The following is a 23701-nucleotide window of genomic DNA, read 5'->3' on the forward strand; positions in this document are numbered from 1 at the left end:
GCATGCCCGGGGCTAGCGCCCGGCCCGATCGGCCGCTAAACTTTGCAACCTTACGTGGGGCGGTAGCTCAGCTGGGAGAGCGTCGCGTTCGCAATGCGAAGGTCGGGAGTTCGATCCTCCTCCGCTCCACCACTCATTCCAGACACGAAGCCCCGCTTGCCGGGGCTTTCGTGCGTCTGGGGCCCTGCCCGGCAACGTATTCCAGGCAAACGGCGACCTGGCCGGACACAATTGAACGGCGGCAGCTACCATGCGCAGATGCGCACATTGGCTTGGCTTGCCGTTCCCGTCCTGCTCGCCAGCTGCGCGAGCGGAGGATCCCGGATGCAGAATCAGATCGACGCGCTGATGCGCGACTACGACGGTGCGGTGCCCGGCGCCTGCGTGCTGGTGGTGCGCGATGGCACGGCTGTGGTGCGCCATTGCTACGGCCTGGCCGATCTGGAACAAGGCACCGCGACTGCGCCGTCCACGAACTTTCGCCTGGCGTCGGTGAGCAAGCAGTTCACCGCGGCTTCGGTGCTGTTGCTGGCCGAAGACGGAAAGCTGTCGCTGGACGATCGCGCCAGGCGCTGGCTGCCCTCCCTGCCCGCGGCCGCCGATGACGTGACGATTCGCCAGTTGCTCACCCACACCTCGGGCGTGGTCGATTACGAAGACGTCATGGACCCGGCCGATACGCGCCAGGTGCATGACGCGGACGTGTTGCACCTGCTCGAAGGGCAGGACCGAACCTACTTCACTCCCGGCAGCGACTACCGTTACAGCAACAGCGGTTACGCGCTGCTGGCGCTGATCGTTGAGCGGGCTTCCGGCCAGCGGTATGCAGAGTTCCTGCGTTCACGCATCTTCGGGCCATTCGGGATGAACGGGACGGTGGCGTACGAAGCAGGCGTATCGGAAGCCGCGAACCGTGCGTACGGATACAGCTTCGAGAGCGGTCGCTGGCAGCGTACCGACCAGAGCACCACCAGCGCGGTGCTCGGCGACGGCGGCATCTACTCGTCCATCGACGACCTGGCACGCTGGGATGCTGCGCTGTACGACCAGCGTTTGCTCAAGCCGGAATCGTTGCGGCAGGCGTTCGCTCCGGCGACCAGGACCGACGATCCATCGGTGGAGTACGGTTTCGGCTGGCGAATCACCGGCGATTCGCTCTGGCATTCCGGCGAGACGATCGGCTTCCGCAACGTCATCATGCGCTATCCGCAGCGGCAGCTGACCGTGGTGGTGCTGACCAACCGGAACGATCCGGAGCCCTACGAAATGGCGAAGAAGATCGCGGCGCTGGCGATGCAGGAAGTCACCGCACCCTGACACCCCGGGATTCAGCGCACGGGCACGTCGTAGAACACCTTCGGGGCGGGTTCCGGATCCAGCGTGTAGTGCCACCATTCCATCGGATAGTTGCGGAAGCCCGCCTGTCGCATCGCGTTGCGCAGGCGATTTCGATTGGCGCGCTGTTCCGGCGTCGCCTCGGGCGAATCCGTGTTGGCCAGCGGATCGAAGAAGTCGAACGGCGTGCCCATGTCGAGCGGCGAGCACGCTCCATCCCCACCGCATTGCATCAGCGTCAGATCGATGGTTGCGCCACGGCTGTGGCCCGACGTGGGCGAGATATAGCCGCCCAGCAGCTTGCCCTTGTCGAGATTCGGGTAGAACTCGGGCTTGGTTCGCTGATCGCCTGGATCATGCGCCCAGGCGACGAAATGACGGACCGCGCGCGCGGGCCGGTAGCAATCGAAGATCCGCAAGCGCATGCCTTCGGCACGCAGTGCGTGCTCGGCACGCGCGAGTGCCTGCGCCGCCGGCACCAACAGCAGGCACCGTGGCGCTTCGTACCCGTCGACCGGTCGGCCGACGAAGTTGTGTTCGCCCGCGTAGCGGATATCGAGATCGATATCGGGCACCAGCGACCGGATGTCCACCAACCCAGCCGCCTCCGTCGTTGCGGCCGGTGCGATAGCCATCCGCTCCGGTGACGAAGCGCAGCCTGTCGCGAAGAGAAGGACCGCAAGCATCGAGCGCTTCACGACCGGGTCACTCGCATCCGCCGACACGTTCGAACGCAAGGTCCTCATAGTCGTAGCTGAAATCCGCCTGCGGATCGACCTTCGACATGCGCATGGTGCTCGATGCGGGAAAATCCAGCCATGCCTCCGCGTCAACGCTGGCGTCGTCCCAGTCCACCAGGTAACGCTGGCCGACGCGTTGCACGATGCCCGTCAGCATGGGCGATTTGCGTGCGCGCAGTCGAACGGCGTCGCCATCGCGGCACAGCGACACATCGCCGAACCACGGGTCGCGATACGTACCAAGGTGCGCCTTCAAATCGGAACTCGTAGCCCTGAAACGAGAGGAGGTGTCAGGCGCCTTTTCCGCCGCGGGACGCGCCGCGTCTTCACGCTTGAGCAACTCCGCATAGTGCGCGACCGTCAACGCGGGATCCCTGGCCGTGTAGTGCTTGACGAGCACCTGGTTGAGCACCGTGCGCGCCTGGTCGCCCTCGCCGTTGATGAGCATGACGAAGCCGGCCTTCTTGTCCGGCAGCAGCGTCACGGCCGAATACATGCCCATCAGCGTGCCGGTGTGCGACACCTTGAACGCGCCGTCCACGTCGGCCAGGCGCCAACCGTAGCCGTACGCGGAGAAATGGCTGTTGTCCCACTCGCGCATGCGCCTGGACAACGGCATCGGCATCTGCGGCGCCCACACGGCCTGACGTTGCTCCGGCGACAGCCAGCCTGCGGCCTCACCCTCGGGCTGCAGCCATGCCTTCGCCCAGCGCAGCATGTCGTCCAGGCTGCAGCGCACGCCACCTGCCGGGTCCATGGTGGTCGCGCGGATCAGGTCGCCGTCCTCGCGCACGGGCACGTTGCGGCCTTCCTGGCGCATGTGCGGCTGCGCGACGTTGCCCACCTCCGCGCGATTCCACTGTCCCACGCGGCAGCGCGTCATGCCAAGCGGGTTGAAGACTTCACGCCGAACCAGTTCTTCATACGGAGCGCCGCCCGCCGCAGCCGCCGCTACTTCACCCGCCACGATGTACAGCAGGTTGTCGTAGTCGTATCCGGAGCGGAAGCTGCGCTGCGGCTTCAGGTAAGCCAGGCCGTGGATGATGTCCGCGCGGGTGAACGAGTTCGGCTCCGGCCACAGCATCAGGTCGCCGGCGCCGGCGCGCAGGCCGCTGTTGTGGATGAGCAGGTCGCGCACCTGCATCTCGCGCCCCACCCAGGGGTCGTGCATGCGGAACTGCGGCAGCCATTTCACCACCGGATCGTCCCAGCGCAGCTTTCCCGCATCGACGAGCCGCGCCAGCGTCGCAGTGGTCATCGATTTGGTGTTCGACGCGACCTTGAAAATCGTCTGCTCATCGATGGGCTGTCCCTCACCGGCCACCAGTTCGCCGGCCGTGCGCATGTAGACGACACGGCCGTCTTCCACGATACCGAGCGCCAGCCCGGGCAACTGGTAGCGCGCCATGACCTGCTCGAACGCGGCATCGACGGCCTTGCGATCGGTCAGCGCCGCCGCCTGCGCCCAGATCGGCGCGAGCAGTAATAGTGTCGTGACAAGACGTAGGCGATACCGGCGATCAGGTTTCATTCCATGCCTGCGGCAGTTGCTCGCCCGCCATCATTTCCGCAAGGGTCTGGCGTCGACGGACGACCGCATAGCGGCCGTCGTCCAGCAGGACCTCCGCGGCCAGCGGGCGGGAGTTGTAGGTGGACGACATGGACGCACCGTACGCGCCTGCACCGGTGATCATCAACAGATCGCCGGCCCGGCAGCGCGGCAGGGCACGGTCACGCGCGAACGTGTCGCCCGTTTCGCAGACCGGGCCGACCACGTCGTAGCGCACGGTCTCCCGACCTTCGTGCAGCGGCACGATGTCGTGCCATGCATCGTAGAGCGAAGGCCGCAGCAGGTCGTTCATCGCCGCGTCCAGCACGAGGAAATGGCGCCCCTCACCTTCCTTCACGCGAACCACCCGCGTCAGCAGCACTCCGGCCTCGCCGACGAGATAGCGGCCCGGTTCAAGCACGACGGTGCCGCGGAAATCGGCGAAGGTCTCCCGCACCAGGGCGGCGTAATCCTGCACCGGTATGGGGCGGTCCAGGCCGGGCCGATACGCCACGCCGAGGCCGCCGCCGATGTCGATGCTGCCGATCACATGACCCGAATCGACCAGCTCGCGGCGAAAATCCTCGACCCGACGCAATGCACGGCGGAATGGATCGAGACTGAGTATCTGCGAGCCGATATGCGCATGCAGGCCATCCAGCCGCACATGGCTCATGCCCGCAGCCTCGTCGAACCAGCGCCGTGCTTCGTCGATGGAAACGCCGAACTTGTTCTCGGCCTTGCCGGTGGAGATCTTGGCGTGCGTCTGTGCGTCCACGTCCGGGTTGATGCGCACTGCTGCGCGCGCACACACGCCATGCATGGCAGCGCGCTGCTGCAGCACGTGAAGCTCGTCGTGCGACTCCACGTTGAAACGCCATACGCCGGCGGTCAGCGCCGCGTCGACCTCCTCGGCCGTCTTGCCCACTCCGGAGAACACGATGCGCTCGGCGGGAATGCCGGCGCGGAGGCTGCGATGAAGCTCGCCCGCGGACACGATGTCGGCCCCGACGTCGTGTTGTGCCATCAATTGCAGAATGGCGAGGTTGGAGTTGGCCTTCACCGCGTAACAGATGCGGTGGTCCAGCCCCTTGAAGGCCGCCTGCAATCCCGCGATACGTTGCCGGATCGCAGTGGCGGAGTACGCGTAACACGGCGTCTGCACTGCCGACGCGAGTGCGTGCAGGTCCACGCCGTCGAACATCGCTGCCGCGCCTTGCGTCTGGTCGCCCTGCGACGGCGAGCCGCCCTCCCGATCCATAGCGTCCGCTTTCGCCAGCATGCTTTCTCCAAAAAATGAGGGCGGCCCGCACGCACGACGGGCCACCCTTCGAGGGCGATCAGAAATTCACGGATACGACCAGCTGCGCGTAACGGGGAGCCTGGAAGCCGAAACCCTGTCCGAAGAAGTCGTTGAAGTCGCCGATACTCGGCTGCAGCTCCTGGTCGACGCGCACTTCACGCTGCTGGTCGAACAGGTTGTACACCGCGAACTTCACTCGCAGGTCGGTTTCACCGAACGAACGCAGGTACGTCAGGCTCGCCCCCACCTCATAGGTCCAGGGCATGCTGCCGTAGGCGCCACGCGCGGAGTGCTCGTACACACGCTCGCTCGTGTTCCAGGTATCGCCCAGCTGCGCCGTGTCGGCCGACGGCGGCGCGCAGTTCTCAACGCAGATGTAATAGCTGTGATAGCTCTGCGCATCAAACGGATTGCCCACGCCGAAGCCGGTGATCGGCCCGCCCGACTGCACGTCCAGGGTGGCGCCCACCTGCCAGTTCTCGTTGAACGCATACGTGCCGCGCAACTTGAGCTGGTGCTCGCGATCGTTGGCCAGGCGGCCGTATCCATTGAGGTTCACCCACGGATCGTCGAAATTCTCGGTGCGGCCGGTGTCGCCGAAGTTGGTGTCGGAGTTGACCGGGCCTTCGGCGTTGCCCTCACTCTTGGACCAGGTGTAGGAGACGTTCATCGCCCACTTCTCGTCCCAGGCGCGGTCGAGCTGCAGCTCGATGGCCTTGTAGGTGCGCTTGGGCTTCACCCAGCCGCGCTGGCCGAGGTAGGTGCTGCCCGTGCGCTCCCAGGTCGGATTGCCGTCGTCGTCCAGACCCAGGGTGTAGGTGTCGTTGTACATTGCCCAACCTTCGCGGGCGGTATCCACCGTCACCCAGCCGTCGGCGTCGCCGTCGCAGTTGGTATCTCCCCACACCGTGACCTTCTGGCCCGGATTGGCCATGACCCAACCGATGTAGCCGTCCTCGCCGCACTGGCCTGTAGCGCTGATCTCCATGTCGTCGATGGCATCGTTGAGCTTGCGGTAGATGCCACGCACGCCCCACGACCACTTCTCGTCGATCATCTGCTGGAAGCCCAGGATCGCCTCGTCCTGGTAGACCGGATCCATGTCCCGGTCGACTTCGGCGCGCAGGTCGCCCACTGTGCCATCGCCTTGCGAGACGTCCACGTCGCCCACCTGCGGGCCGAGGCGCGGAACGGCGTACTGCACGCCGTTGAGTTCGCGGATTTCCCAGCCGTTGTCGAAGTCGAAGGCGTAATAGGTGCGCTGGTCGAGCAGCGCGCCCGCCTGCTTGATGTTGATGACGTTGGCGACCGGCAGGAAGTAGCGGCCGACGTTGCCGAAGACCTTGGCGCGCCCTTCACCCGTGAAGTCCCACGAGAAGCCCAGGCGCGGCGCCCACATGTCGTCCATCTTGATGTAGGTACGGCCCTCGGCGTCCTTGTTGTCGAAAGCCTCGTTGCGGATGCCGATGTTCAGCAGCAGGTTGTCGGTAATCGACCAGTTGTCTTCAAGGTAGAAGGCCGTGTTGGTGCTTTCGAAGACGCCGAAGATCTCGTTGCGGCGTGCGCGGACATATCCCTCGTAGCCCGCGGGAACCACGCCGCCCGGCGGGTTCGGGATGGAGGTGCCGCGGTACACGTTGTAGAAGATGGCGCCTGGGCCGGCGTAGTACTGGATATGGTCGGACGTATTCACTTCGTGGTCGACACCGAAGCGCAGCAGGTGATCGCCCAGCGACCATTCGAAGTCGACGCGCGACTGCTCGCGCGTGTCCGTACGATCGAACACGGTGGAATTGGTACTGCAGCCCAGCTGTACGCCGCCAGGCGGGGCGGGTACGGCGCTTTCCTTGACCACGCGGTTGCACAGCAGGTCCAGCTGCGAGCGCGTGAAGGCATCGCGCTTGTTCTCGCCGTACATCGCCTTCATGGACAGGTTCGGCGTGAAGTTCGAGGTCCAGGTCAGCGCCCAGTTGTCGCCGCCCGTGTCGGTGTAGACCTGGTTCTGCTCGCTGCCAGCCAGGCCCGTGTCGTAATCGAAGCCGTACACCCTGCCGACCTGTTCGTTCTTGTCGGAAAACGCCATCAGGCTGAGGATGTTGTTGTCGGTGATGTACCAGTCGAGCGTGCCACCCCAGAAGCCGTCCGAGGCGTTGTTCCGGGTCAGCACCGTGCCTTCGTCGTTGGTGTTGGTCGGCTCGTAATCGCGCATTTCGTACAACGCGAAGAAGAACAGGCGATCCTTGATCAGCGGGCCGGATGCCCACAGGTCGAGCGTGGTCGACGAATAGTCGTCCTGGCTGAAGGTGAGATATCGCTCGCCGTCGAAGTAGCGGTCTTTGGCCGAGGACTGCCAGGCGCGCGGCTCGAAGGACAGCTCGGCGCCGGCCTCGAACTCGTTGCCGCCCGAACGCGCGACGGTGTTGATCACGCCGCCGGTGGTTCGGCCGAATTCAACGGAGTAACCGCCGGTCTTGACCTGGAATTCCTTGTAGAACGCGAACGGCGCCTCGGAGAAGCCGTTGCGGTTGTAGAAATCGGTGACGTTGAGGCCATTGATGTAGAAGGCGTTCTCGGCGACGGACGAACCGCCGAAGGAAATGCCGCCAAAGGAAGATTCACCCTTGGTGACGCCTGGCGCCAACAGCGCGACCGAGGCGAGGTCACGATCGACCGGCAGGCGCTCCACGTCCTCCATGGTGAGGGTCAGCGCGGATTCGGTGGACGTCACGTCCACCATCGGGACGATGCGCGATCCAACCACCTGCACGGCCGCCAGGTTCACCGCGCCTTCGCCGCTCAGGTTCACCGTCGTCGCACTGCCCAGCGACACCGCAACCTGTACCGATTCACCGACCGGCTGGCCGCCGCGTATCACCTGCAGCGTGTAGTTGCCGACCGGCAACTGGGAGATGCGGTAGTTGCCGTTCGCGTCGACCGTGGTGGTACGCGACAGGCCTGTCTGCGTGTTGACCACCGTGATCTGGTCGCCGGCAGTGGCGTTGCCGGCTACCGCGCCGTTGACGGCCTGTGCCGATGCCACCATCGGCACCATCGACGCGATGCACGCGCCCAGCGCGAGTCCCAACGTCGCCTTGCGGAATGCCCTGCGATTCATCCCTCTCTCCCCTACTGTTTTGTTGTGTTGGTTGCATCCGCGCGTGCGGCCGCGGATGTGCCCGGCAATACCTGCGCCTCAAAGCGGTAATCCCACTGGTCGAAGTAGAGGTTGCCCCCTGCCCACTCCACTTCGCCGCGTTGCGAGTCCACGGTTTCCGACCGGAAGTGCTGCTTCGGCGGAACGAGGTCCGTTCCGTAGTCGTCGTTGAACGCGATGCGATAGGCGTCCAGCCCGCCGAGGTAGAACCACTCCACCTCGGGATCGCGTGCATCCTTGAACTGGCCGGTGGTCACGTCCATCGGCACCCAGCCGTAAGGCGCCAGGTACAGCGCGCCCCAGTCGTGCAGGTTGTCGTAACTGCCATCGGAATAGACCATGCCGGACTGCCACTTCGACGGGATCCCGTTGAGGCGCAGCAGCGTCATCAGCAGCAGCGTCTGCTGGCCGCAGTCGGCGTGACCGGCGTGCAGCGCGTAGTCGCTGATGTTGGTGATGGTCGAGTACTCGCGCGCACCGGCCCACGGAATGCGGTCGACGGCTTCGAACAACTTGCGCGCGATGCGGTACGGGTTGGTCTCGTCGCCCACCACACGCTTGGAGAACGCTCGGATGTCGTCGGTGAACACGATGTGCGGCGGGCGCTCGGCCAGGTACGGCGCAAGTTCCGGATGGTGACCCAGCGGCTTCACCTTGTCGGCGTCGATGCGGTGGTGCTGGCCGAAGATCGTCAGCTCATAGGTGATCGAGAACGTCGTCGGCTTGCCGGCCGTAGCGGGCTGCTCCAGGTATACCGTGCGCTGCAGCGTCTGCTCGGGCGCGATCGCGTGGCGCGACGGCGAGCTGGCGAGGAAGCGGATGTCTTCCTGCTGTCCGGGCAACGCGCGCGGATAAGGGATCCAGGCACGGACGGTTTCGCCGGCGGGCACGGCATCGGCATTCACTTCGATCGACTGCGTCACGCGCACTCGACGCGGCGCCACGCTGGTGCGCCCGGTGTTGCGGGCCTCGGCCACGGCTTCATCGTGATAGGCGTTGGCGCTTTCCATCGGTCCGGCGTTGGACTTGCCCGGCGATGCACGCCGCGCCGCCGCCTCCGGACTCAGCAGGAACAGGTTGGACACCGAGCGATTGAAGTAGAGCGGTTCGCCGCCGATGACCATGTGTTCGAGCAGGTTGGCCTGCTTCCAGCGCGCGAACTCCTCCTCGCGCAGGTCGGGGATGCGCTCGCGCACCTTCGCCTTGGCCTGCGCTTCGGTCAGGTTGAAATCCAGGCGGATGCGTCGCATGCGTTCGCGCTGGAACTCCAGTTCCCTGCGCGTGGCAGGATCCGTATTGGCCTGCGCAAGCGCCTGGTCGATCCGGGCTTGGGCGTCCGCGAAGTGCCCCGCATCGATCTGATCGATGATGGTGGCGGCGATACGGGGCTGGTCGGTGGATGCGGCCAGGACGGTGAACGCCACGGCGGCAAGGACGGCGACAGCCAGAGCACGCCGGACGCGTATCCGGGACCTGGGCGAATCGAGCGGTAGCAGAGGACCGTTCACGTCGCAGCCGACTCACTGGGATGTCGTTAACCGCTGTGTAACATGACGGGTGTAGCAGGTCAATAATTTATTCTTGACTTCACAAAAGAAAGAAGTATCTATTCTGACCCGGCTGGCTGCCTCCTCCTGGCGGCCCGAGGGGGGAACGATGATCCAGGCGGCATGGCGCCTCGATGCGACCCGCTGGTGCGGGCCCGGTGCATCGTCATCGACAATCCCGACTTCAACCTGCGCGATCTCCGGGCCATGCCAAGCCCTGCGCGCCCGATGACGGACCTGCCAATGCGCCTGATCGCTTCGCTTGCCGCTGCTGCCCTGCTCTGCCTCGCTTCGTTGCCGGGCCTGGCGTTCGAACGCGCCTGGACCATTCCCGACACCGGCATCATCGGCGTTGAGCGCGCGCAGCTCGATCCGGCGTTCTGGGTCGCGCGCCAGCCGGAGGCCGATCGCGTCATCCTCGATACCGCCGCCATCCAGGCGCAGAACCGGCGCCTGATGGAGCTGGACCGCAGCATGCACGACCTGGAAAAGCTGCCGCGCGTGCTGCAGCGCGAACAGGTCGCCGGGTGGATCCAGGGTCTTTCGAGGCGCCCGACCAAGCCGCTGTTCGACGAGCGCGGCCAGCCGGTGGCGTCGGATGCGCTGGATGCAGTGGTCGCCAACCTCAACCTCGACGCAGTGCCGGTCCGCCAGGACACGCGCTTCGGACTGGTGGTGAAGCGCGCGGACCTGCGCACGTTCCCGACGCGGCTACGCGTGTTCAGTTCGAACGACGACCACGACATCGACCGCTTCCAGGAAAGCGGCCTGTTTCCGGGCGATCCCGTGGCGATCGTGCACGAGAGCCGCGACGGCGAGTGGTGGTTCGTGGTCAATACCCGCTATGCGGCGTGGATCGAGAAGCGGCACGTGGCCGAAGGCACGGCCGAACAGGTGCTCGGCTACCTGCACAGATCGCCGTACCGCATCGTGACCGGCGCGCGTGCGACGACCGTGTTCACGCCCGAGGAGCCGCGCGTCTCCGAGCTGCAGTTGGACATGGGCGTACGCGTGCCGGTACTCGCGGATTGGCCGCGGGACAAGCCCGTCAACGGACAGCACGCCTACACCTCGCACGTGATCGAACTGCCGGTGCGGGATGCCGATGGCCGCCTGCGCTTCGCACCCGCGCTGCTGCCGATCCGCGAGCCCACCGCGTCGGAGCCACTGGCACTGACCAAACGCCACCTCATCGAGCAGGGCTTCAAGTTCCTGGGCGAACGCTACGGTTGGGGCCACAGCTACAACGCACGCGACTGCAGCGGGTTCGTATCCGAGATCTACCGCAGCATGGGCGTGCAACTGCCGCGCAACACCAGCGACCAGGCGGTGAGCCCGGCGCTCAACCGCATCGCCTTCGACCCGAAGGACAGCCGCGAGAAGCGCATGCAGGCGGTGCGCGAACTGCAGGTGGGCGACCTGGTCTACATCCCCGGCCACGTGATGATGGTCATCGGCCAGATCAATGGCGAGCCGTACGTGATCCACGACACCACCGGCCTGACGTTCTCCGATGGCAAGGGCGGCGTGGTGCGGGCCAAGACCAATGGCGTGACGGTATCGCCGCTGACGCCGCTGCTGGCCGGCGAAGGGCGCACGTTCGTCGATCGCATCACCAACATCCAGCGGGTCCGGCCGTGACCGGAGCGATGAAGCGCGGGAACCCTTCCGCCGCTCACGTGCCGGCCACGCGCCGCCAGCCTTTCCCCATCTTCCATTTCCCGCTCCAGAGCCAATGAAAATCACCGACATCCGTTTCGGCATGCTGCGCGTTCCGTTGAAGACGCCGTTCAAGACCGCGCTGCGCACCGTGGAGGCGGTGGAGGACATCGTGGTCTGCGTGCACACTGACACCGGGCACGTCGGGTATGGCGAGGCACCGGCGACGGCCGTCATCACCGGCGACACGCACGGCTCGATCCTGGAGGCGATCTCGCGCTTCATCGCCCCGCGCCTGATCGGCCAGGAAATCGCCAACCTCAACCGCATCACCCACCTCATCCAGACCGCGCTGGAGAAGAACACCAGCGCCAAGGCGGCGGTGGAAATCGCGGTGTACGACCTGTTCGGGCAGCTCTACGGTGCGCCGCTGTACAAGATGCTCGGCGGCGGCGATCCGGTGATCACCACCGACATCACCATCAGCGTCGACTACATCGACAAGATGGTCGCCGACTCGATCAGCGCGGTGGATCGTGGCTTCGAATCGCTGAAGATCAAGGTCGGCAAGGACATGGGCGTGGACATCGAGCGCGTGAAGGCGATCTACGCCGCCGTCGAGGGACGCGCCCTGCTCCGCCTGGACGCCAACCAGGGCTGGACGGCCAAGCAGGCGGTGTACGCGATCCGCATGCTGGAGGACGCCGGCGTTCGCCTGGAACTGGTCGAGCAGCCGGTCAAGGCGCAGGACCTGGACGGCATGAAGTACGTCACCGAGCGCGTGCACACGCCGATCATGGCCGACGAAAGCGTGTTCGGCCCTACCGAGGTGATCGACCTGATCCGCATGCGCGCGGCCGACATCATCAACATCAAGCTGATGAAGACCGGCGGCATCTCCAACGCCATCCGTATCGCCGACATCGCCGCGCTGTACGGCGTGGAGTGCATGATCGGCTGCATGCTGGAAACCAGCATCAGCGTGGCGGCCGCGGTGCACGTGGCAGTTGCCAAGGCCAACGTGATCACCAAGATCGACCTGGACGGTCCCTCGCTGTGCGCCTTCAATCCGGTGGACGGCGGTGTCATCTTCAACGAGTCCGAGATCACGGTGACCGACGCGCCGGGCCTGGGCATCAGCAAGATCCGCGGGTACGAGTCGCTGGCGGCCTGAGCTGAGCAGCGGCGACCCATGACGGCGAGGCGCGCGTGATCCAATCGACCGATCGGACGCTACGCTTCACCCAACTTCCCGCCACCGGGGAGCACGGGGAGACCTGCGCTTGTCGCCATTGCTGAAAATTCGCGCCGAACGCGACCAGATGTCGGCCATCGAGCGACGCATCGCCGACTTCCTGCTGGAAAACGCGCACCTGTTGCGCGACTACTCCTCGCAGCAGCTCGCCAACGCGCTGGGCATCAGCCAGTCCAGCGTGGTCAAGTTCAGCCAGAAGCTGGGCTACAAGGGCTATCCGGACCTCAAGTACTCCATCGGGCAGGCGGTCGCGCGCGGCGACGGGCATGACGAGAACGGCAACGGCGAGCCGCGCGAGGACGACCCGCATGCGGCGCTGGCACAGGACCTGTGGCAGCTGAAGGCGCAGGCCGAGGCCGAGACGCGGCTGATCAATCCGCCCGAGCGCATCGACGCGATCGCGCACGACATCCTGCAGGCCGGCAAGGTGTTCATCATCGGCCTGGGCGAGGACGGCATCCCGGCGCGCGCGTTCGCCACGCGGCTGTCGATGCTGGGCATCCTCACCGTGCATTACGTGGACGCGATGCTGATGCAGGCGGGTGTATCCACCGCCACGCGCGGCGATGTGCTGATGGTGTTTTCCGAGCATGGACGCCAGCCTGCGCTGTGCCAGATCAGCCACGTGTTCCGCGAGCGTTTCGGCAAGGTGGTATCCGTCACCCGGCACACGCCCAACCCGCTGCGCGCGCATGCCGACGTCGCGCTGCTGGTCTCGGCGCACGACGAGCGCCGCCACATCGAGCCCCTGCTCTACCAGTCCGCGCTGCAGCACCTGCTCGACCTGATCTTCATCCTCCTGTGCGATACCAGCGAGGACCGTCGCCTGCAGCTGGACTTCAATTTCGAGCGCATGCAGGACCTGCTGGACAGCTGACGACACGACCCATGCCGAAGACCACCCTGTTGCCGCGCCTGCTGATCCTGCTTTCGATCGTGCTGCTGTCCGCCTGCGCGAGCACGCACGGCGACAAGGCATCCGCGTGGGGCGATGCCCGGCAACTCGTGCTGGTCACCACGGCGGACTGGAATGCCACCAGCGGCACGCTGCGTCGCTTCGAGCGGTTTGGCACGGCGTGGCGTGAAGTCGGCGAGCCAGCACCGATCACCGTTGGCCGCAACGGTTCGGCCTGGGGCATCGGCCTGCACGCACCGCAAGCAAACGGCCCGATCAAGCAGGAGGGCGACGGCCGTGCGCCGGCCGGTGTCTTCCGCATCGGCACGGCATTCGGCTACGCCGACCGCGCCGCGACGTCCTGGCCGTACCAGGGAATGAGCGCCTCGGACTGGTGCATCGACGTCAACGCCTCGCCGCTCTACAACCGCATCGTCGATGCACGGCAGGTCGGCGAGTCGGCGGTGGCTGGATCGACCGAGCCGATGCGCCGCGACCTGCACGCCAATGGCGACCAACGCTACAAGCTCGGTTTCGTCATCGAGCACAACCCGGTCAACCGCAGCGGCGCCGGCAGCTGCATCTTCGCGCACCTGTGGAAGGCGCCCGGAGAAACCACGGCCGGCTGCACCGCCATGGCCGAACCGGTCATGCAGGAACTGCTCGCGTGGCTGAAGCCGGAAGACCAGCCCGTCTTCGCGTTATTGCCCCATGACGAACTGGAACGCCTTACGGGCGCCTGGGACCTGCCACGTCCCTCGCCGCATCGCTGACAATCCCGCGACCATGCTTGCACGAACGCAACGCCTACCGGCATCCACCCACTGAAACGGATACCCGATGTCGAACACCGCCCGCGTACTGCTCGCCCTCTTCCTCGGTGCCACCGTCGGCCTGTTGCTGGCTTGGGGCGATCCGGCGCTGGCGGTGAAGGTGGCAGACCTGGTGCAGCCGGTCGGGCGGTTGTGGCTCAACGCCTTGCAGATGACCGTGGTGCCGCTGGTGGCGGCGCTGGTGGTGATCGGCGTGAACAACGCCACCGATGCCGCGGCCTCGGGGCGCACCGCGCGAAAGGCGATCGTCACCTTCGTGGTGATCCTGTCCATCTGCGCGACGTTCGCCGCCACGCTCGCGCCCATCCTGTTCTCGTTCGTGCCGCGCCAGGAAGGCCTGGCCGATTCGCTGCGCGCCGCCACCGCCGGTGCTGCCCAGTTGTCGCTGCCCAGCTCGCTGGGCGAATGGTTCGCCGGCATCATCCCGGCCAATGCACTCGCCGCGGCCGCGGCCAGCGCGATGCTGCCGCTGGTGGTGTTCGCACTGTTCTTCGGATTCGCGCTGACGCGTATCGAGGCCGGACGCCGCGCGCGCCTGCTCGAACTGGTGCAGGGCATCGCGGACGTGATGATCGTGATCGTCCACTGGGTGCTGTGGGTCGCGCCGATCGGCGTGTTCGCACTGGTGCTCGCCGTGTGCGCCCGCGTGGGTCACGGCATGATCGGTGCGTTCGGCTGGTACATCGCCATCCTGTGCACGATGTACCTGTGCGCGACCGCGCTGATGTACCCCATCGCGGTGATTGCCGGGCGCGAGCGCCTGCACCGTTTCGCCACAGCCATCGCGCCGGCCCAGGTGGTGGCCGCCAGCACCCAGTCCTCGCTGGCCTCGCTGCCGGCCATGATTGAATCCTCGCGCGAACGCCTGGGCCATCCGCTCAGCGTGACCTCGCTGGTGCTGCCGATGGCGGTGTCGCTGTTCCGCATCACCAGCCCGATCCAGTACCTCGGCGTGGCGGCATTCATCGCGTGGGCCTATGGCGTGGACCTGAGCGTGGCGCAATGGGCCGCCGCCGCCGCGCTGGCGGTGGTCATCAGCATGGGATCGGTGGGCCTGCCGGGCCAGGTCAGCTTCATGGCGACCAACATGCCGGTGACCCAGGCCCTCGGGCTGCCGGTGGAACCCCTTGGCGTGCTGCTGGCACTGGACACCATCCCGGACGTTTTCGCCACGCTCGGCAATGTCACCGGTGATCTCACCGCGACCGCGGTCGTCGCCAAGGGCCAGCACGAACCCGTCGATCCGGGTTCACCGCTCGAACCCGAGACCTGAACCGCGTTCCGGCAGGCCCCGTTCCGGCGCGTTCATGCGAAAATGCCGGGCTCATGGCCCCGTAGCTCAGCTGGATAGAGCGGTCCCCTCCTAAGGGACAGGTCGCACGTTCGAATCGTGTCGGGGCCGCCATTGCGGCAAGCGCCATCCGCGGCAGTCGAAGCTCCCGCTTCACGCCGGTGCGCCGCGCAGACCAAAGGAGCCCTCGATGACCCACCCCGTCCTTTCTGCCCTCGGCCTGGCCGACAGCGAATCCGGCACCTACCTGGGCAGTGGACAGTGGTCCTCCACCCGCGACGCGGGCGTGCTGGAACCGGTCAACCCGGCCAACGGCGAGGTGCTGGCCAAGGTGTACGCATCGTCGCAGGACGACTACGACACCATCGTCGAGCGCGCCCAGGCCGCCTACAAGGTGTGGCGTACCACGCCCGCCCCGCGCCGCGGCGAAGCCATCCGCCTGTGCGCCGATGCACTTCGCACCCACAAGGATGCGCTGGGCTCGCTGGTCGCACTGGAGATGGGCAAGTCCAAGCCGGAAGGCGACGGCGAAGTGCAGGAAATGATCGACATCGGCGATTTCGCCGTCGGCCTGTCGCGCCAGTTGTACGGCCTGACCATGCACTCGGAGCGTCCCGGCCACCGCATGTACGAGCAGTGGCATCCAATCGGTCTGGTCGGCGTGATCTCGGCGTTCAACTTCCCGGTCGCCGTGTGGGCCTGGAACAGCTTCATCGCTGCCATCTGCGGCGACATCACCATCTGGAAGCCGTCGCCCAAGACGCCGTTGTCGGCCATCGCGTCGATGAAGATCTGCAACGAGGCGCTGAAGGCCGGCGGCTTCCCGGATATCTTCTTCCTGTTCAACGACGCGGGCACCGAGCTGGCCTCGACCTTCGTCGACGACAAGCGCATCCCGCTGATCAGCTTCACCGGTTCGACCAGGGTCGGCCGCATCGTCGGCGAGCGCGTCGCGCGCCGCATGGGCCGCTCCCTGCTGGAACTGGGCGGCAACAACGCGATCATCGTCGACCCCTCGGCCGACCTGAAGCTGGCGATTCCGGCGATCGTGTTCGGCGCAGTCGGTACCGCCGGCCAGCGCTGCACCACCACGCGCCGCCTGTTCGTGCACGAGTCCATCTACGACGACGTGCTGGCCAAGCTGGTCACTGCGTACAAGCAGGTGGAGAAGAAGATCGGCGACCCGACCGACCCGGCCAACCTGATGGGCCCGCTCAACAGCCGCGACGCGGTGCAGGCCTACCTGGACGCCGTGACGAAGGCCAAGGCCAGCGGCGGCAAGGTCGAGACCGGCGGTGCCGCGATCGACCGGGCCGGCAACTTCGTGCTGCCGACCATCGTCACCGGTCTGACCAACGACGCGGAGGTCGTGCAGACCGAAACCTTCGCGCCGATCCTGTACGTGATGAAGTACAAGGACCTGGACGAGGCCATCCACCTGCAGAACGACGTGCCGCAGGGCCTGTCTTCGGCGATCTTCACGCAGAACCTCAAGGCGGCCGAGGCGTTCCTGTCGGCGGCCGGTTCGGACTGCGGCATCGCCAACGTCAACATCGGCACCTCGGGTGCGGAGATCGGCGGGGCGTTCGGCGGCGAGAAGGAAACCGGCGGCGGCCGCGAGTCCGGCTCGGACGCGTGGAAGGCCTACATGCGCCGCCAGACCAACACCATCAACTACTCCGACGCATTGCCGCTGGCCCAGGGCATCAAGTTCGATCTTTGAGAGTGTTCCGACGCCCATGCCACGGATGAACACAGACAAGGCGGGATGCGGGACGGATGACGGGGTGTCGCGCCGCGCAGCCAGCCGCCATTCGCAGCGCTTCGCCTTGTCCGTGTACTCCGCGTCGATCCGCGTCCAAAGCCCGGGACTGCACTGAATGTACGGACTCGTCCGCCCGTTCCTGTTCGGACTGGACGCCGAAACCGCGCACGGCGCTACGCTCAACGCGCTTGAGGTGGCTTACCGCACCGGTGCCGGCGCGCTGCTCGCGCGTCGTCCGGCGCCGCTGCCGACGCGCGCGTTCGGACTGACCTTCCCCAACCCGGTCGGCCTGGCCGCCGGGCTGGACAAGAACGGCGCGCACATCGATGCCCTGCTCGCGCTGGGCTTCGGTTTCGTCGAAGTGGGGACCGTCACGCCGCGACCGCAGGCGGGCAACCCGAAGCCGCGCATGTTCCGCCTGCCGGAGCACCAAGCGGTCATCAACCGCCTGGGTTTCAACAACGGCGGCGTCGATGCGCTGGTGCGCAACGTGGAGCGCGCCCACCGGCGCCACGGCCTGCTGGGCATCAACATCGGCAAGAACAAGGACACCCCCAACGAGTCGGCCGAGAGCGACTACCTGCTCTGCCTGGAGCGCGTGTACCCGCTGGCCGACTACGTGACGGTCAACATCTCCTCGCCCAACACCGCCGGCCTACGCGAGCTGCAGGAAGAACAGGCACTGCGGCGGCTGGTCGGAACGCTGCGCGAAGCGCAGGAGCGCCTGGGTGCGCTGCACGGCAAGCGCGTGCCGATGCTGGTGAAGATCGCACCGGACCTCAGCGACAACGACGTCGAAGCCGCCGCGCGCGTGCTCGGCGACCTGCAGGTGGACGGCGTCATCGCCACCAACACCACGATCTCGCGCACCGGCGTGGAGAACTCCCCGCACGCGCAGGAAGCCGGTGGACTGTCGGGCAAGCCGCTGCTGGGCCAGGCCACCGCGGTGCTTCGCATGATGCGCACGCGTCTGCCGGAAGCCATCCCCATGATCGGCGTCGGCGGCATCCTTTCGGGCGCCGACGCGGCCGCAAAGATGGCCGCCGGCGCGACGCTGGTACAGACCTACACCGGACTGGTCTATCGCGGCCCGGCGCTGATACACGAATGCGTCGAAGCCATGCGCCGACGCAAGGAAGCCCCGAGCCGCGGCAACATGCCGCCGGTCGTATGAGGCCAGCACACCGGATGCGTTGCGAGCGCGACACGCGTGAATGACATGAGCGATGCGATCCGCGTTCTGCGCGACGCGCCACTGCAGTTACGCAACACCTTCGGCGTCGCCGCCACTGCCCCGCTGCTGGCGGAAGTGCGCGATGCGGCTGCATTGCCCGACCTGCTCGCGCATCCCGGTTTCGCAGGACAGGCGCCGCTGGTGCTGGGCGGCGGCAGCAACCTGCTGTTCGCGGCCGATCCACAGATGCCGCTGGTGGCGCTTACCGGGCAGGACGTGCGTATCGTGCGCGACGAAGGCGACGTGGCCATCGTGCGCGCCGACGCGGGCGTGCAATGGCACGGCTTCGTGATGCACATGCTCGGGCAGGGCCTGGCCGGGCTCGAGAACCTCGCCCTGATCCCGGGCACCGTCGGCGCCGCGCCCATCCAGAATATCGGCGCGTACGGCGTCGAGGTCCGCGAGTTCGTCCATGCGGTGGAAGCCTACGAGCCCGCCACCGGCCGCACGCATCGGCTGGATGCCGCGAGCTGCGCGTTCGCCTATCGCGACAGCGTGTTCAAGCACCAGCCCGATCGCTATATCGTCACCGCGGTCGAGTTCGCCCTGCCGCGCACGCCGTCGCTGAAGCTGGACTACGCCGGCATCGGCGACGAGATCGCCGCGATGGGCATCGCCTCGCCCACGCCGCTCGACGTGGCGCAGGCGGTCATCGCCATCCGCCGCCGCAAGCTGCCGGACCCGGCCGTGCTCGGCAACGCGGGCAGCTTCTTCAAGAATCCCATCGTACCCGTCGCACTGGCCGAGGCACTGCACGCTCAGCACCCGACCATGCCAGTGTTCCGCGGCAACGATGCGGACACGCGCAAGCTGTCGGCCGCCTGGTTCATCGACGCCTGCGGCTGGAAGGGGCATCGCGACGGCGATGCCGGCGTGGCGCCGTCGCACGCGCTGGTGCTGGTCAACCATGCCAATGCGAGCGGCACGCAGCTGCTCGACCTCGCGCGCCGCATCGCAGACTCCGTGCACACACGCTTTGGTGTACCGATCGAACCGGAGCCACGCATCATCGGAGCGCATTGGTGACAGTCCCCTTCCCCGCCACACCCGAGTCCGCTTCCGCCCATCGCGAGAAGCCATCCGCAGGCGGGGAACGCAGCGCATGAGCATGCACCCGCACGCGCGCGCCGCCGGCCTGATGCTGGCCAGCACGCTGTGCTTCGGCGTCATGGCCATCGCGATCCGCCTGGCCTCGCAGACGCTGAACACGCTGGAGATCGCGTTCTTCCGCAACCTGTTCGGGCTGCTCGCGGTGTTGCCGCTGGTGCTGCGCGTCGATCCGGCCGCACTACGCACGCAGCAGTTGCCGCGCTACTTCATCCGCTGCGTGATCGGCATCTTCTCGATGCTGGCCGGCTTCTGGGCCATCGGCCACCTACCGCTGGCGCAGGCGATCTCGCTGTCGTACTCCTCGCCGGTGTTCGTCACCATCCTCGCAGCGCTGATGCTCAACGAGAAGGTGCACGCACGACGCTGGAGCGCGGTGGCGCTGGGTTTCGTCGGCGTGCTGGTGATCGTGCGGCCCGGCTCGACGGAGTTCTCGGCCGGAACGCTGGTGGCCCTGGCCGCGGCGGTGTTGAGCGGCGTGGTCGCGATCCAGATCAAGCAGCTCTCGCGCGCGGACGCGGCCAACACCATCGTGCTGTACACGTACCTGTTCTGGGTGCCGATGTCGTTCGTTCCCGCCCTGTTCGTGTGGGAGTGGCCGCAGGGCATCGTGTGGCTGTGGGTGATCGGCGCGGGCCTGTTCGGCACCGGCGGCCAGGTGCTGTGGACGCATGCACTGAAGCTGGGCGAAGTCTCGGCGCTCACGCCGATCAGCTTCATCCAGCTGCCGCTGGTCGCGCTGGTGGGCTGGGTCTGGTTCAACGAAACGGTGGACGTGTGGACCTGGGTCGGCGCCGGCATCATCCTCGCGTCCAACGCCTACATCGCCCATCGCGAGGCGGTCCTGCTGCGCCGCCACGCCACCAATGCGCCGGTCGAGGCGGCCAAGCCGGGCGAGTGAAGCGAAGGTTCCGGCGCGCTGCCCGCCACTCCCAGCGGACTGAGTCGCGACGAATACCTGTGCCCGCAACTGCAACGCGAGCGAATCGCCTACGGCTTGCGCTGATCCGCGGCACCTGCGGATGCCGGCGAGGCCTTGGCGGTCGCGCCTTGTCCGCCCGTCGAAGCTTCGAACCGGCGCCGGGCGATGTCGAGCATGGCCTGCCGGTTCTCCTCGTCCATGGCCGCCCACTTCTCCTGCGGGACGGTGATCTCGTCGACGCCGTCCGGCTGGCCTTCCTGTGCCGACAACGCGCTCTGGACGGCGCGCATCCCATGCAGGGACAGCCAGCGGCGATCGTACTGGACGGGATGCGCTCGGTCCCATTCCACCGCGCGCTGCGTCTGCGCCCATTCCACATCGGGATGCGCGATCAGGTAGGCCTTGAGCGGCTGGCCAAAAACAGCCCGCAACGTCATCAGTCCAGGCACGGCCGTGCGATCGGTGAGGATCTGAGCATCGGCGACGGCCCGGGTATTGCCGAGGATGTACCAGAACGTGCCCTGCTCCTGCTTGCCCTGTTCGAACACCGCGGCGGACATCGCCATCAACACGGCCGGGTTGTAACGCGACGGCTGTGCGAGGACTTCGTCGATGACGCGCGAGCGTTCGGCAGCGTCGGGCGAGCGCAGCCGCTCCATCGCCGAACGCGACGGTTCGACTTCTATCTGCGCGTATTCGTCCTGCGCGTCGATGGCGACCGTCTTGCCAAGTGTCTGCGCGCGCGACGCGCCTGGCATCGCGCAGATCGCCAGACCCGCCGCGCAGAAGAACATCAGACCCGCTTTTCGCAATTCCATTGCCGTTTCCCCTTCGTGTCCCCACCGCACAATGGAGAGGCGGGTCGCCGTCGTCAACGATGCGGCGACCGGCGGTCGTGACTTAGCCACGGCCGACGACTGGGCCGGAACAGCAGCAAATAGACGCCCGCCACCCACGCGCTGGCCACTGCCCATCCGGCGAGGATGTCCGAGGGGTAATGCACGCCCAGGTAGACGCGTGACAGGCCCACCAGCACCACGAAGGGCGCCATCAGGCCGATCAGGGGCCAGCGCCAGCGCGTTCGCCACGCCAGCAGGACCAACACCCATGCCAATGTCATCGAACCCATCGCGTGGCCGCTGGGAAAGCTGTAGGTGGTCTCCGGGGCGATCGAGTCCCACAGCGACGGCCGCTCGCGCGCGAAGATCGCCTTGGCGGCCATGTTCAGCAGCGCGGAACCGCCCAGCGCGATCGCAGCGAACGTCGCTTCGCGATACCGCCGCAGCACGGTGAGCAGCAGCACGAACGCGATGTCGAACGGCACCACGCCCCAGGCGTAGCCCAGCCGTGATATCAGCACGAAGAAACGATCGAAGCCCTCGCGCGCCATCGTGTGCGCGAACTGCAGGATCGGCTCGTCGAAGGCGATGGCTTCCTGCTCGTGGATCTCGTCGGCCAGCTCGCCGAACAGCCACAACGGCAACAGCAGGCCGGCGAACACCAGAACCAGGCGCCCACCGTGGCGGCGCAGGATCTCCGCGAGGTAGCGGAATTCGAAGCCGAAGCGGCTGTCGTCCTCAGGCACCACGCGCAGCGTCGACCCCGGCGCCGAACTTGCGCTCGACGTAACGATCGATCAGCGACACGAATTCGTCGGCGATGTGCTCGCCGCGCAGCGTCACCGTCTTCTCGCCGTCCTCGAACACCGGCGCCGAGGGCGCCTCGCCCGTGCCGGGCAGCGAGATGCCGATGTTGGCGTGGCGCGATTCGCCCGGGCCGTTGACCACGCAGCCCATCACCGCAAGCGTCAGGTTTTCCGCGCCCGGGTGGCTGATCTTCCATTCCGGCATCTTCGCGCGCACGTGCTCCTGCACGCGCTTGGCCAGTTCCTGGAAGAAGGTGCTGGTGGTGCGGCCGCAGCCCGGGCACGCGGTGACCATCGGCGTGAACGCGCGCAGGCCCATGGTCTGCAGCAGCTCCTGCGCCACCACCACTTCATTGGTGCGCGGCTGGCCGGGTTCGGGCGTGAGCGAGATGCGGATGGTGTCGCCGATGCCTTCCTGCAGCAGGACGCCGAGCGCGGCGCTCGACGCCACGATGCCCTTGCTGCCGATGCCGGCTTCGGTCAGGCCCAGGTGCAAAGCATAGTCGCCGCGCGTGGCCAGCTCGCGGTACACGGCGATGAGTTCCTGCACGCCGCTGACCTTCGCGCTCAGCACGATACGCTCGCGCGCGAGGCCCAGTTCCTCGGCGCGCGCGGCCGAGTCGAGCGCGCTGCGGATCAGCGCCTCGCGCAGCACGCGGCCGGCGTCCCACGGCGTCGCGCGCTGCGCGTTCTCGTCCATCAGCGTGGCGGCGAGCGACTGGTCCAGCGAGCCCCAGTTGGCGCCGATGCGCACCGGCTTGCCGTAGCGGATCGCGAACTCGATCAGCTGCGCGAACTGCGTGTCCTTCTTCTTGCCGAAGCCGACGTTGCCCGGGTTGATGCGGTACTTCGCGAGCGCCTCGGCGCATGCGGGCTCGTTCGCGAGCAGCTGGTGCCCGTTGTAGTGGAAGTCGCCGATCAGCGGCACCGCCGCGTTCATCATCGCGAGCCGGTCGCGGATGCGCGGCACCGCGGCCGCGGCCTCGGGCGTGTTGACGGTCAGGCGCACGAGCTCCGAGCCGGCCCGCCAGAGCTCGGCCACCTGCTTCGCGGTGCCCACGATGTCGGCGGTGTCGGTGTTGGTCATCGACTGCACGACGACGGGCGCACCGCCCCCGAGCCGCACGCCGCCGATATCGACGGCCCGGGTCGTGCGACGGGGCGAGGGGCCGAATGCGGAAGGGTCGTGCGGGATGGAAGGCGGTTTCATGCCCGAATTGTAAGGCGCCCGGCGCGCCGAGATTGAACGGTGCGTTGCACCGCATCCCTTGCCCTCACGCCGGGCGGGCCTATGCTTGCCCGTTCCCCGAGGTGCCCCATGCCCGTCGCCCACGCCCGCATCGCCACCGACGACGCCAGCCGCCTGATCAAGCGGCTGTGCACGCACTGGCGCCACAAGTTCCCGGTCGAATTCGATTCCGAGCGCGGCCGCGTGCCGTTCGACGACGCGACCGTGGCCACGCTGCA

General features: G+C 66.8%; 19 protein-coding genes and 2 tRNA genes. 13 read left to right on the forward strand and 8 right to left on the reverse strand.

Features of this window, described 5'->3' with window-relative positions; all coding sequences use genetic code 11:
• The first annotated feature begins 56 nt into the window (after nucleotides 1–56).
• A tRNA-Ala gene (locus VFE83_RS19330) sits at nucleotides 57–132 on the forward strand.
• Nucleotides 133–258: 126 nt separating this feature from the next.
• Entirely contained in the window at nucleotides 259–1317 is a 1059-nt protein-coding gene (locus VFE83_RS19335) for a serine hydrolase domain-containing protein (protein ID WP_414674791.1), read from the forward strand.
• An 11-nt stretch (nucleotides 1318–1328) separates the two neighbouring features.
• Here the strand turns inward: VFE83_RS19335 and VFE83_RS19340 are convergent, their stop codons facing one another.
• The 5 genes from VFE83_RS19340 to VFE83_RS19360 form a co-directional block, all read right to left on the reverse strand.
• The gene (locus VFE83_RS19340) at nucleotides 1329–2021 is read right to left on the reverse strand and encodes a M15 family metallopeptidase (protein ID WP_324909253.1); all 693 of its coding nucleotides are present in this window, start codon (nucleotides 2019–2021) and stop codon (nucleotides 1329–1331) included.
• Nucleotides 2022–2040: 19 nt separating this feature from the next.
• A complete protein-coding gene (locus tag VFE83_RS19345) occupies nucleotides 2041–3606 on the reverse strand; it encodes a serine hydrolase (RefSeq protein WP_324909213.1) in 1566 nt (521 codons plus the stop codon).
• On the reverse strand, nucleotides 3596–4828 hold the full coding sequence (gene lysA / locus VFE83_RS19350; RefSeq protein WP_324909255.1) for a diaminopimelate decarboxylase: 1233 nt from the start codon (nucleotides 4826–4828) through the stop codon (nucleotides 3596–3598). Before lysA ends, VFE83_RS19345 begins: the two co-directional genes overlap by 11 nt.
• Before the next feature lie 136 nt (nucleotides 4829–4964).
• Nucleotides 4965–8042 (reverse strand): TonB-dependent receptor, encoded by a 3078-nt coding sequence (locus VFE83_RS19355; protein WP_324909216.1) that lies wholly within the window; start codon nucleotides 8040–8042, stop codon nucleotides 4965–4967.
• 11 nt (nucleotides 8043–8053) lie between these two features.
• Nucleotides 8054–9505 carry a transglutaminase-like domain-containing protein gene (locus VFE83_RS19360; RefSeq protein WP_324909218.1) on the reverse strand — a complete coding sequence of 484 codons (1452 nt, stop codon included), beginning with the start codon at nucleotides 9503–9505 and terminating at the stop codon, nucleotides 8054–8056.
• Between the two features lie 366 nt (nucleotides 9506–9871).
• Here VFE83_RS19360 and VFE83_RS19365 point away from each other — a divergent pair, with 366 nt between their 5' ends.
• From VFE83_RS19365 to VFE83_RS19410, 10 genes are all read left to right on the forward strand, one after another.
• On the forward strand, nucleotides 9872–11269 hold the full coding sequence (locus tag VFE83_RS19365; RefSeq protein WP_324909220.1) for an SH3 domain-containing protein: 1398 nt from the start codon (nucleotides 9872–9874) through the stop codon (nucleotides 11267–11269).
• Nucleotides 11270–11363: 94 nt separating this feature from the next.
• Nucleotides 11364–12461, forward strand: coding sequence for a dipeptide epimerase (locus tag VFE83_RS19370; protein ID WP_324909222.1), 1098 nt, complete (start codon nucleotides 11364–11366; stop codon nucleotides 12459–12461).
• Nucleotides 12462–12570: 109 nt separating this feature from the next.
• Nucleotides 12571–13419, forward strand: a complete 849-nt coding sequence (locus tag VFE83_RS19375; RefSeq protein ID WP_324909224.1) for a MurR/RpiR family transcriptional regulator — start codon at nucleotides 12571–12573, stop codon at nucleotides 13417–13419.
• An 11-nt stretch (nucleotides 13420–13430) separates the two neighbouring features.
• Entirely contained in the window at nucleotides 13431–14210 is a 780-nt protein-coding gene (locus VFE83_RS19380) for a hypothetical protein (protein WP_324909226.1), read from the forward strand.
• 67 nt (nucleotides 14211–14277) lie between these two features.
• Nucleotides 14278–15543, forward strand: coding sequence for a dicarboxylate/amino acid:cation symporter (locus tag VFE83_RS19385; RefSeq protein WP_324909228.1), 1266 nt, complete (start codon nucleotides 14278–14280; stop codon nucleotides 15541–15543).
• A 55-nt stretch (nucleotides 15544–15598) separates the two neighbouring features.
• Nucleotides 15599–15675 (forward strand) — tRNA-Arg (locus VFE83_RS19390).
• Between the two features lie 76 nt (nucleotides 15676–15751).
• Entirely contained in the window at nucleotides 15752–17284 is a 1533-nt protein-coding gene (locus VFE83_RS19395; RefSeq protein WP_324909230.1) for an aldehyde dehydrogenase family protein, read from the forward strand.
• A 157-nt stretch (nucleotides 17285–17441) separates the two neighbouring features.
• The gene (locus VFE83_RS19400; RefSeq protein WP_324909232.1) at nucleotides 17442–18500 is read left to right on the forward strand and encodes a quinone-dependent dihydroorotate dehydrogenase; all 1059 of its coding nucleotides are present in this window, start codon (nucleotides 17442–17444) and stop codon (nucleotides 18498–18500) included.
• Nucleotides 18501–18545: 45 nt separating this feature from the next.
• Complete coding sequence (murB, locus tag VFE83_RS19405) at nucleotides 18546–19586, forward strand: UDP-N-acetylmuramate dehydrogenase (protein ID WP_324909234.1); 1041 nt, start codon at nucleotides 18546–18548, stop codon at nucleotides 19584–19586.
• 76 nt (nucleotides 19587–19662) lie between these two features.
• Nucleotides 19663–20568 carry a DMT family transporter gene (locus tag VFE83_RS19410; protein WP_324909236.1) on the forward strand — a complete coding sequence of 302 codons (906 nt, stop codon included), beginning with the start codon at nucleotides 19663–19665 and terminating at the stop codon, nucleotides 20566–20568.
• Nucleotides 20569–20657: 89 nt separating this feature from the next.
• Here VFE83_RS19410 and VFE83_RS19415 read toward each other — a convergent pair whose 3' ends face one another.
• From VFE83_RS19415 to ispG, 3 genes are read right to left on the reverse strand one after another with little or no spacing between them, the layout of a single operon-like run.
• Complete coding sequence (locus tag VFE83_RS19415; protein ID WP_324909238.1) at nucleotides 20658–21563, reverse strand: hypothetical protein; 906 nt, start codon at nucleotides 21561–21563, stop codon at nucleotides 20658–20660.
• Nucleotides 21461–22174 (reverse strand): phosphatase PAP2 family protein, encoded by a 714-nt coding sequence (locus VFE83_RS19420; RefSeq protein WP_324909240.1) that lies wholly within the window; start codon nucleotides 22172–22174, stop codon nucleotides 21461–21463. Before VFE83_RS19420 ends, VFE83_RS19415 begins: the two co-directional genes overlap by 103 nt.
• Nucleotides 22167–23444 (reverse strand): flavodoxin-dependent (E)-4-hydroxy-3-methylbut-2-enyl-diphosphate synthase, encoded by a 1278-nt coding sequence (gene ispG / locus VFE83_RS19425; RefSeq protein WP_324909242.1) that lies wholly within the window; start codon nucleotides 23442–23444, stop codon nucleotides 22167–22169. Before ispG ends, VFE83_RS19420 begins: the two co-directional genes overlap by 8 nt.
• Before the next feature lie 108 nt (nucleotides 23445–23552).
• On the opposite strand from ispG, the gene VFE83_RS19570 reads away from it, so the two are divergent.
• Nucleotides 23553–23701 (forward strand): DUF2218 domain-containing protein (locus VFE83_RS19570; RefSeq protein WP_414674792.1); only part of this gene is annotated, 149 nt, incomplete at its 3' end.

This window comes from Lysobacter sp. (assembly GCF_035655815.1).
GTDB lineage: Bacteria > Pseudomonadota > Gammaproteobacteria > Xanthomonadales > Xanthomonadaceae > Lysobacter_J.

Excerpts from the sequence above, each read along its gene's own strand:
- VFE83_RS19335 (WP_414674791.1), top strand. The coding sequence starts at position 259 with ATGCGCACATTGGCTTGGCTTGCCGTTCCCGTCCTGCTCGCCAGCTGC.
- VFE83_RS19340 (WP_324909253.1), bottom strand. The coding sequence starts at position 2,021 with ATGCTTGCGGTCCTTCTCTTCGCGACAGGCTGCGCTTCGTCACCGGAG.
- VFE83_RS19345 (WP_324909213.1), bottom strand. The coding sequence starts at position 3,606 with ATGAAACCTGATCGCCGGTATCGCCTACGTCTTGTCACGACACTATTA.
- lysA (WP_324909255.1), bottom strand. The coding sequence starts at position 4,828 with ATGTTCGACGGCGTGGACCTGCACGCACTCGCGTCGGCAGTGCAGACG.
- VFE83_RS19355 (WP_324909216.1), bottom strand. The coding sequence starts at position 8,042 with ATGAATCGCAGGGCATTCCGCAAGGCGACGTTGGGACTCGCGCTGGGC.
- VFE83_RS19365 (WP_324909220.1), top strand. The coding sequence starts at position 9,872 with ATGCGCCTGATCGCTTCGCTTGCCGCTGCTGCCCTGCTCTGCCTCGCT.
- VFE83_RS19370 (WP_324909222.1), top strand. The coding sequence starts at position 11,364 with ATGAAAATCACCGACATCCGTTTCGGCATGCTGCGCGTTCCGTTGAAG.
- VFE83_RS19380 (WP_324909226.1), top strand. The coding sequence starts at position 13,431 with ATGCCGAAGACCACCCTGTTGCCGCGCCTGCTGATCCTGCTTTCGATC.
- VFE83_RS19385 (WP_324909228.1), top strand. The coding sequence starts at position 14,278 with ATGTCGAACACCGCCCGCGTACTGCTCGCCCTCTTCCTCGGTGCCACC.
- VFE83_RS19395 (WP_324909230.1), top strand. The coding sequence starts at position 15,752 with ATGACCCACCCCGTCCTTTCTGCCCTCGGCCTGGCCGACAGCGAATCC.
- VFE83_RS19400 (WP_324909232.1), top strand. The coding sequence starts at position 17,442 with ATGTACGGACTCGTCCGCCCGTTCCTGTTCGGACTGGACGCCGAAACC.
- murB (WP_324909234.1), top strand. The coding sequence starts at position 18,546 with ATGAGCGATGCGATCCGCGTTCTGCGCGACGCGCCACTGCAGTTACGC.
- VFE83_RS19410 (WP_324909236.1), top strand. The coding sequence starts at position 19,663 with ATGAGCATGCACCCGCACGCGCGCGCCGCCGGCCTGATGCTGGCCAGC.
- VFE83_RS19415 (WP_324909238.1), bottom strand. The coding sequence starts at position 21,563 with ATGGGCAGTGGCCAGCGCGTGGGTGGCGGGCGTCTATTTGCTGCTGTT.
- ispG (WP_324909242.1), bottom strand. The coding sequence starts at position 23,444 with ATGAAACCGCCTTCCATCCCGCACGACCCTTCCGCATTCGGCCCCTCG.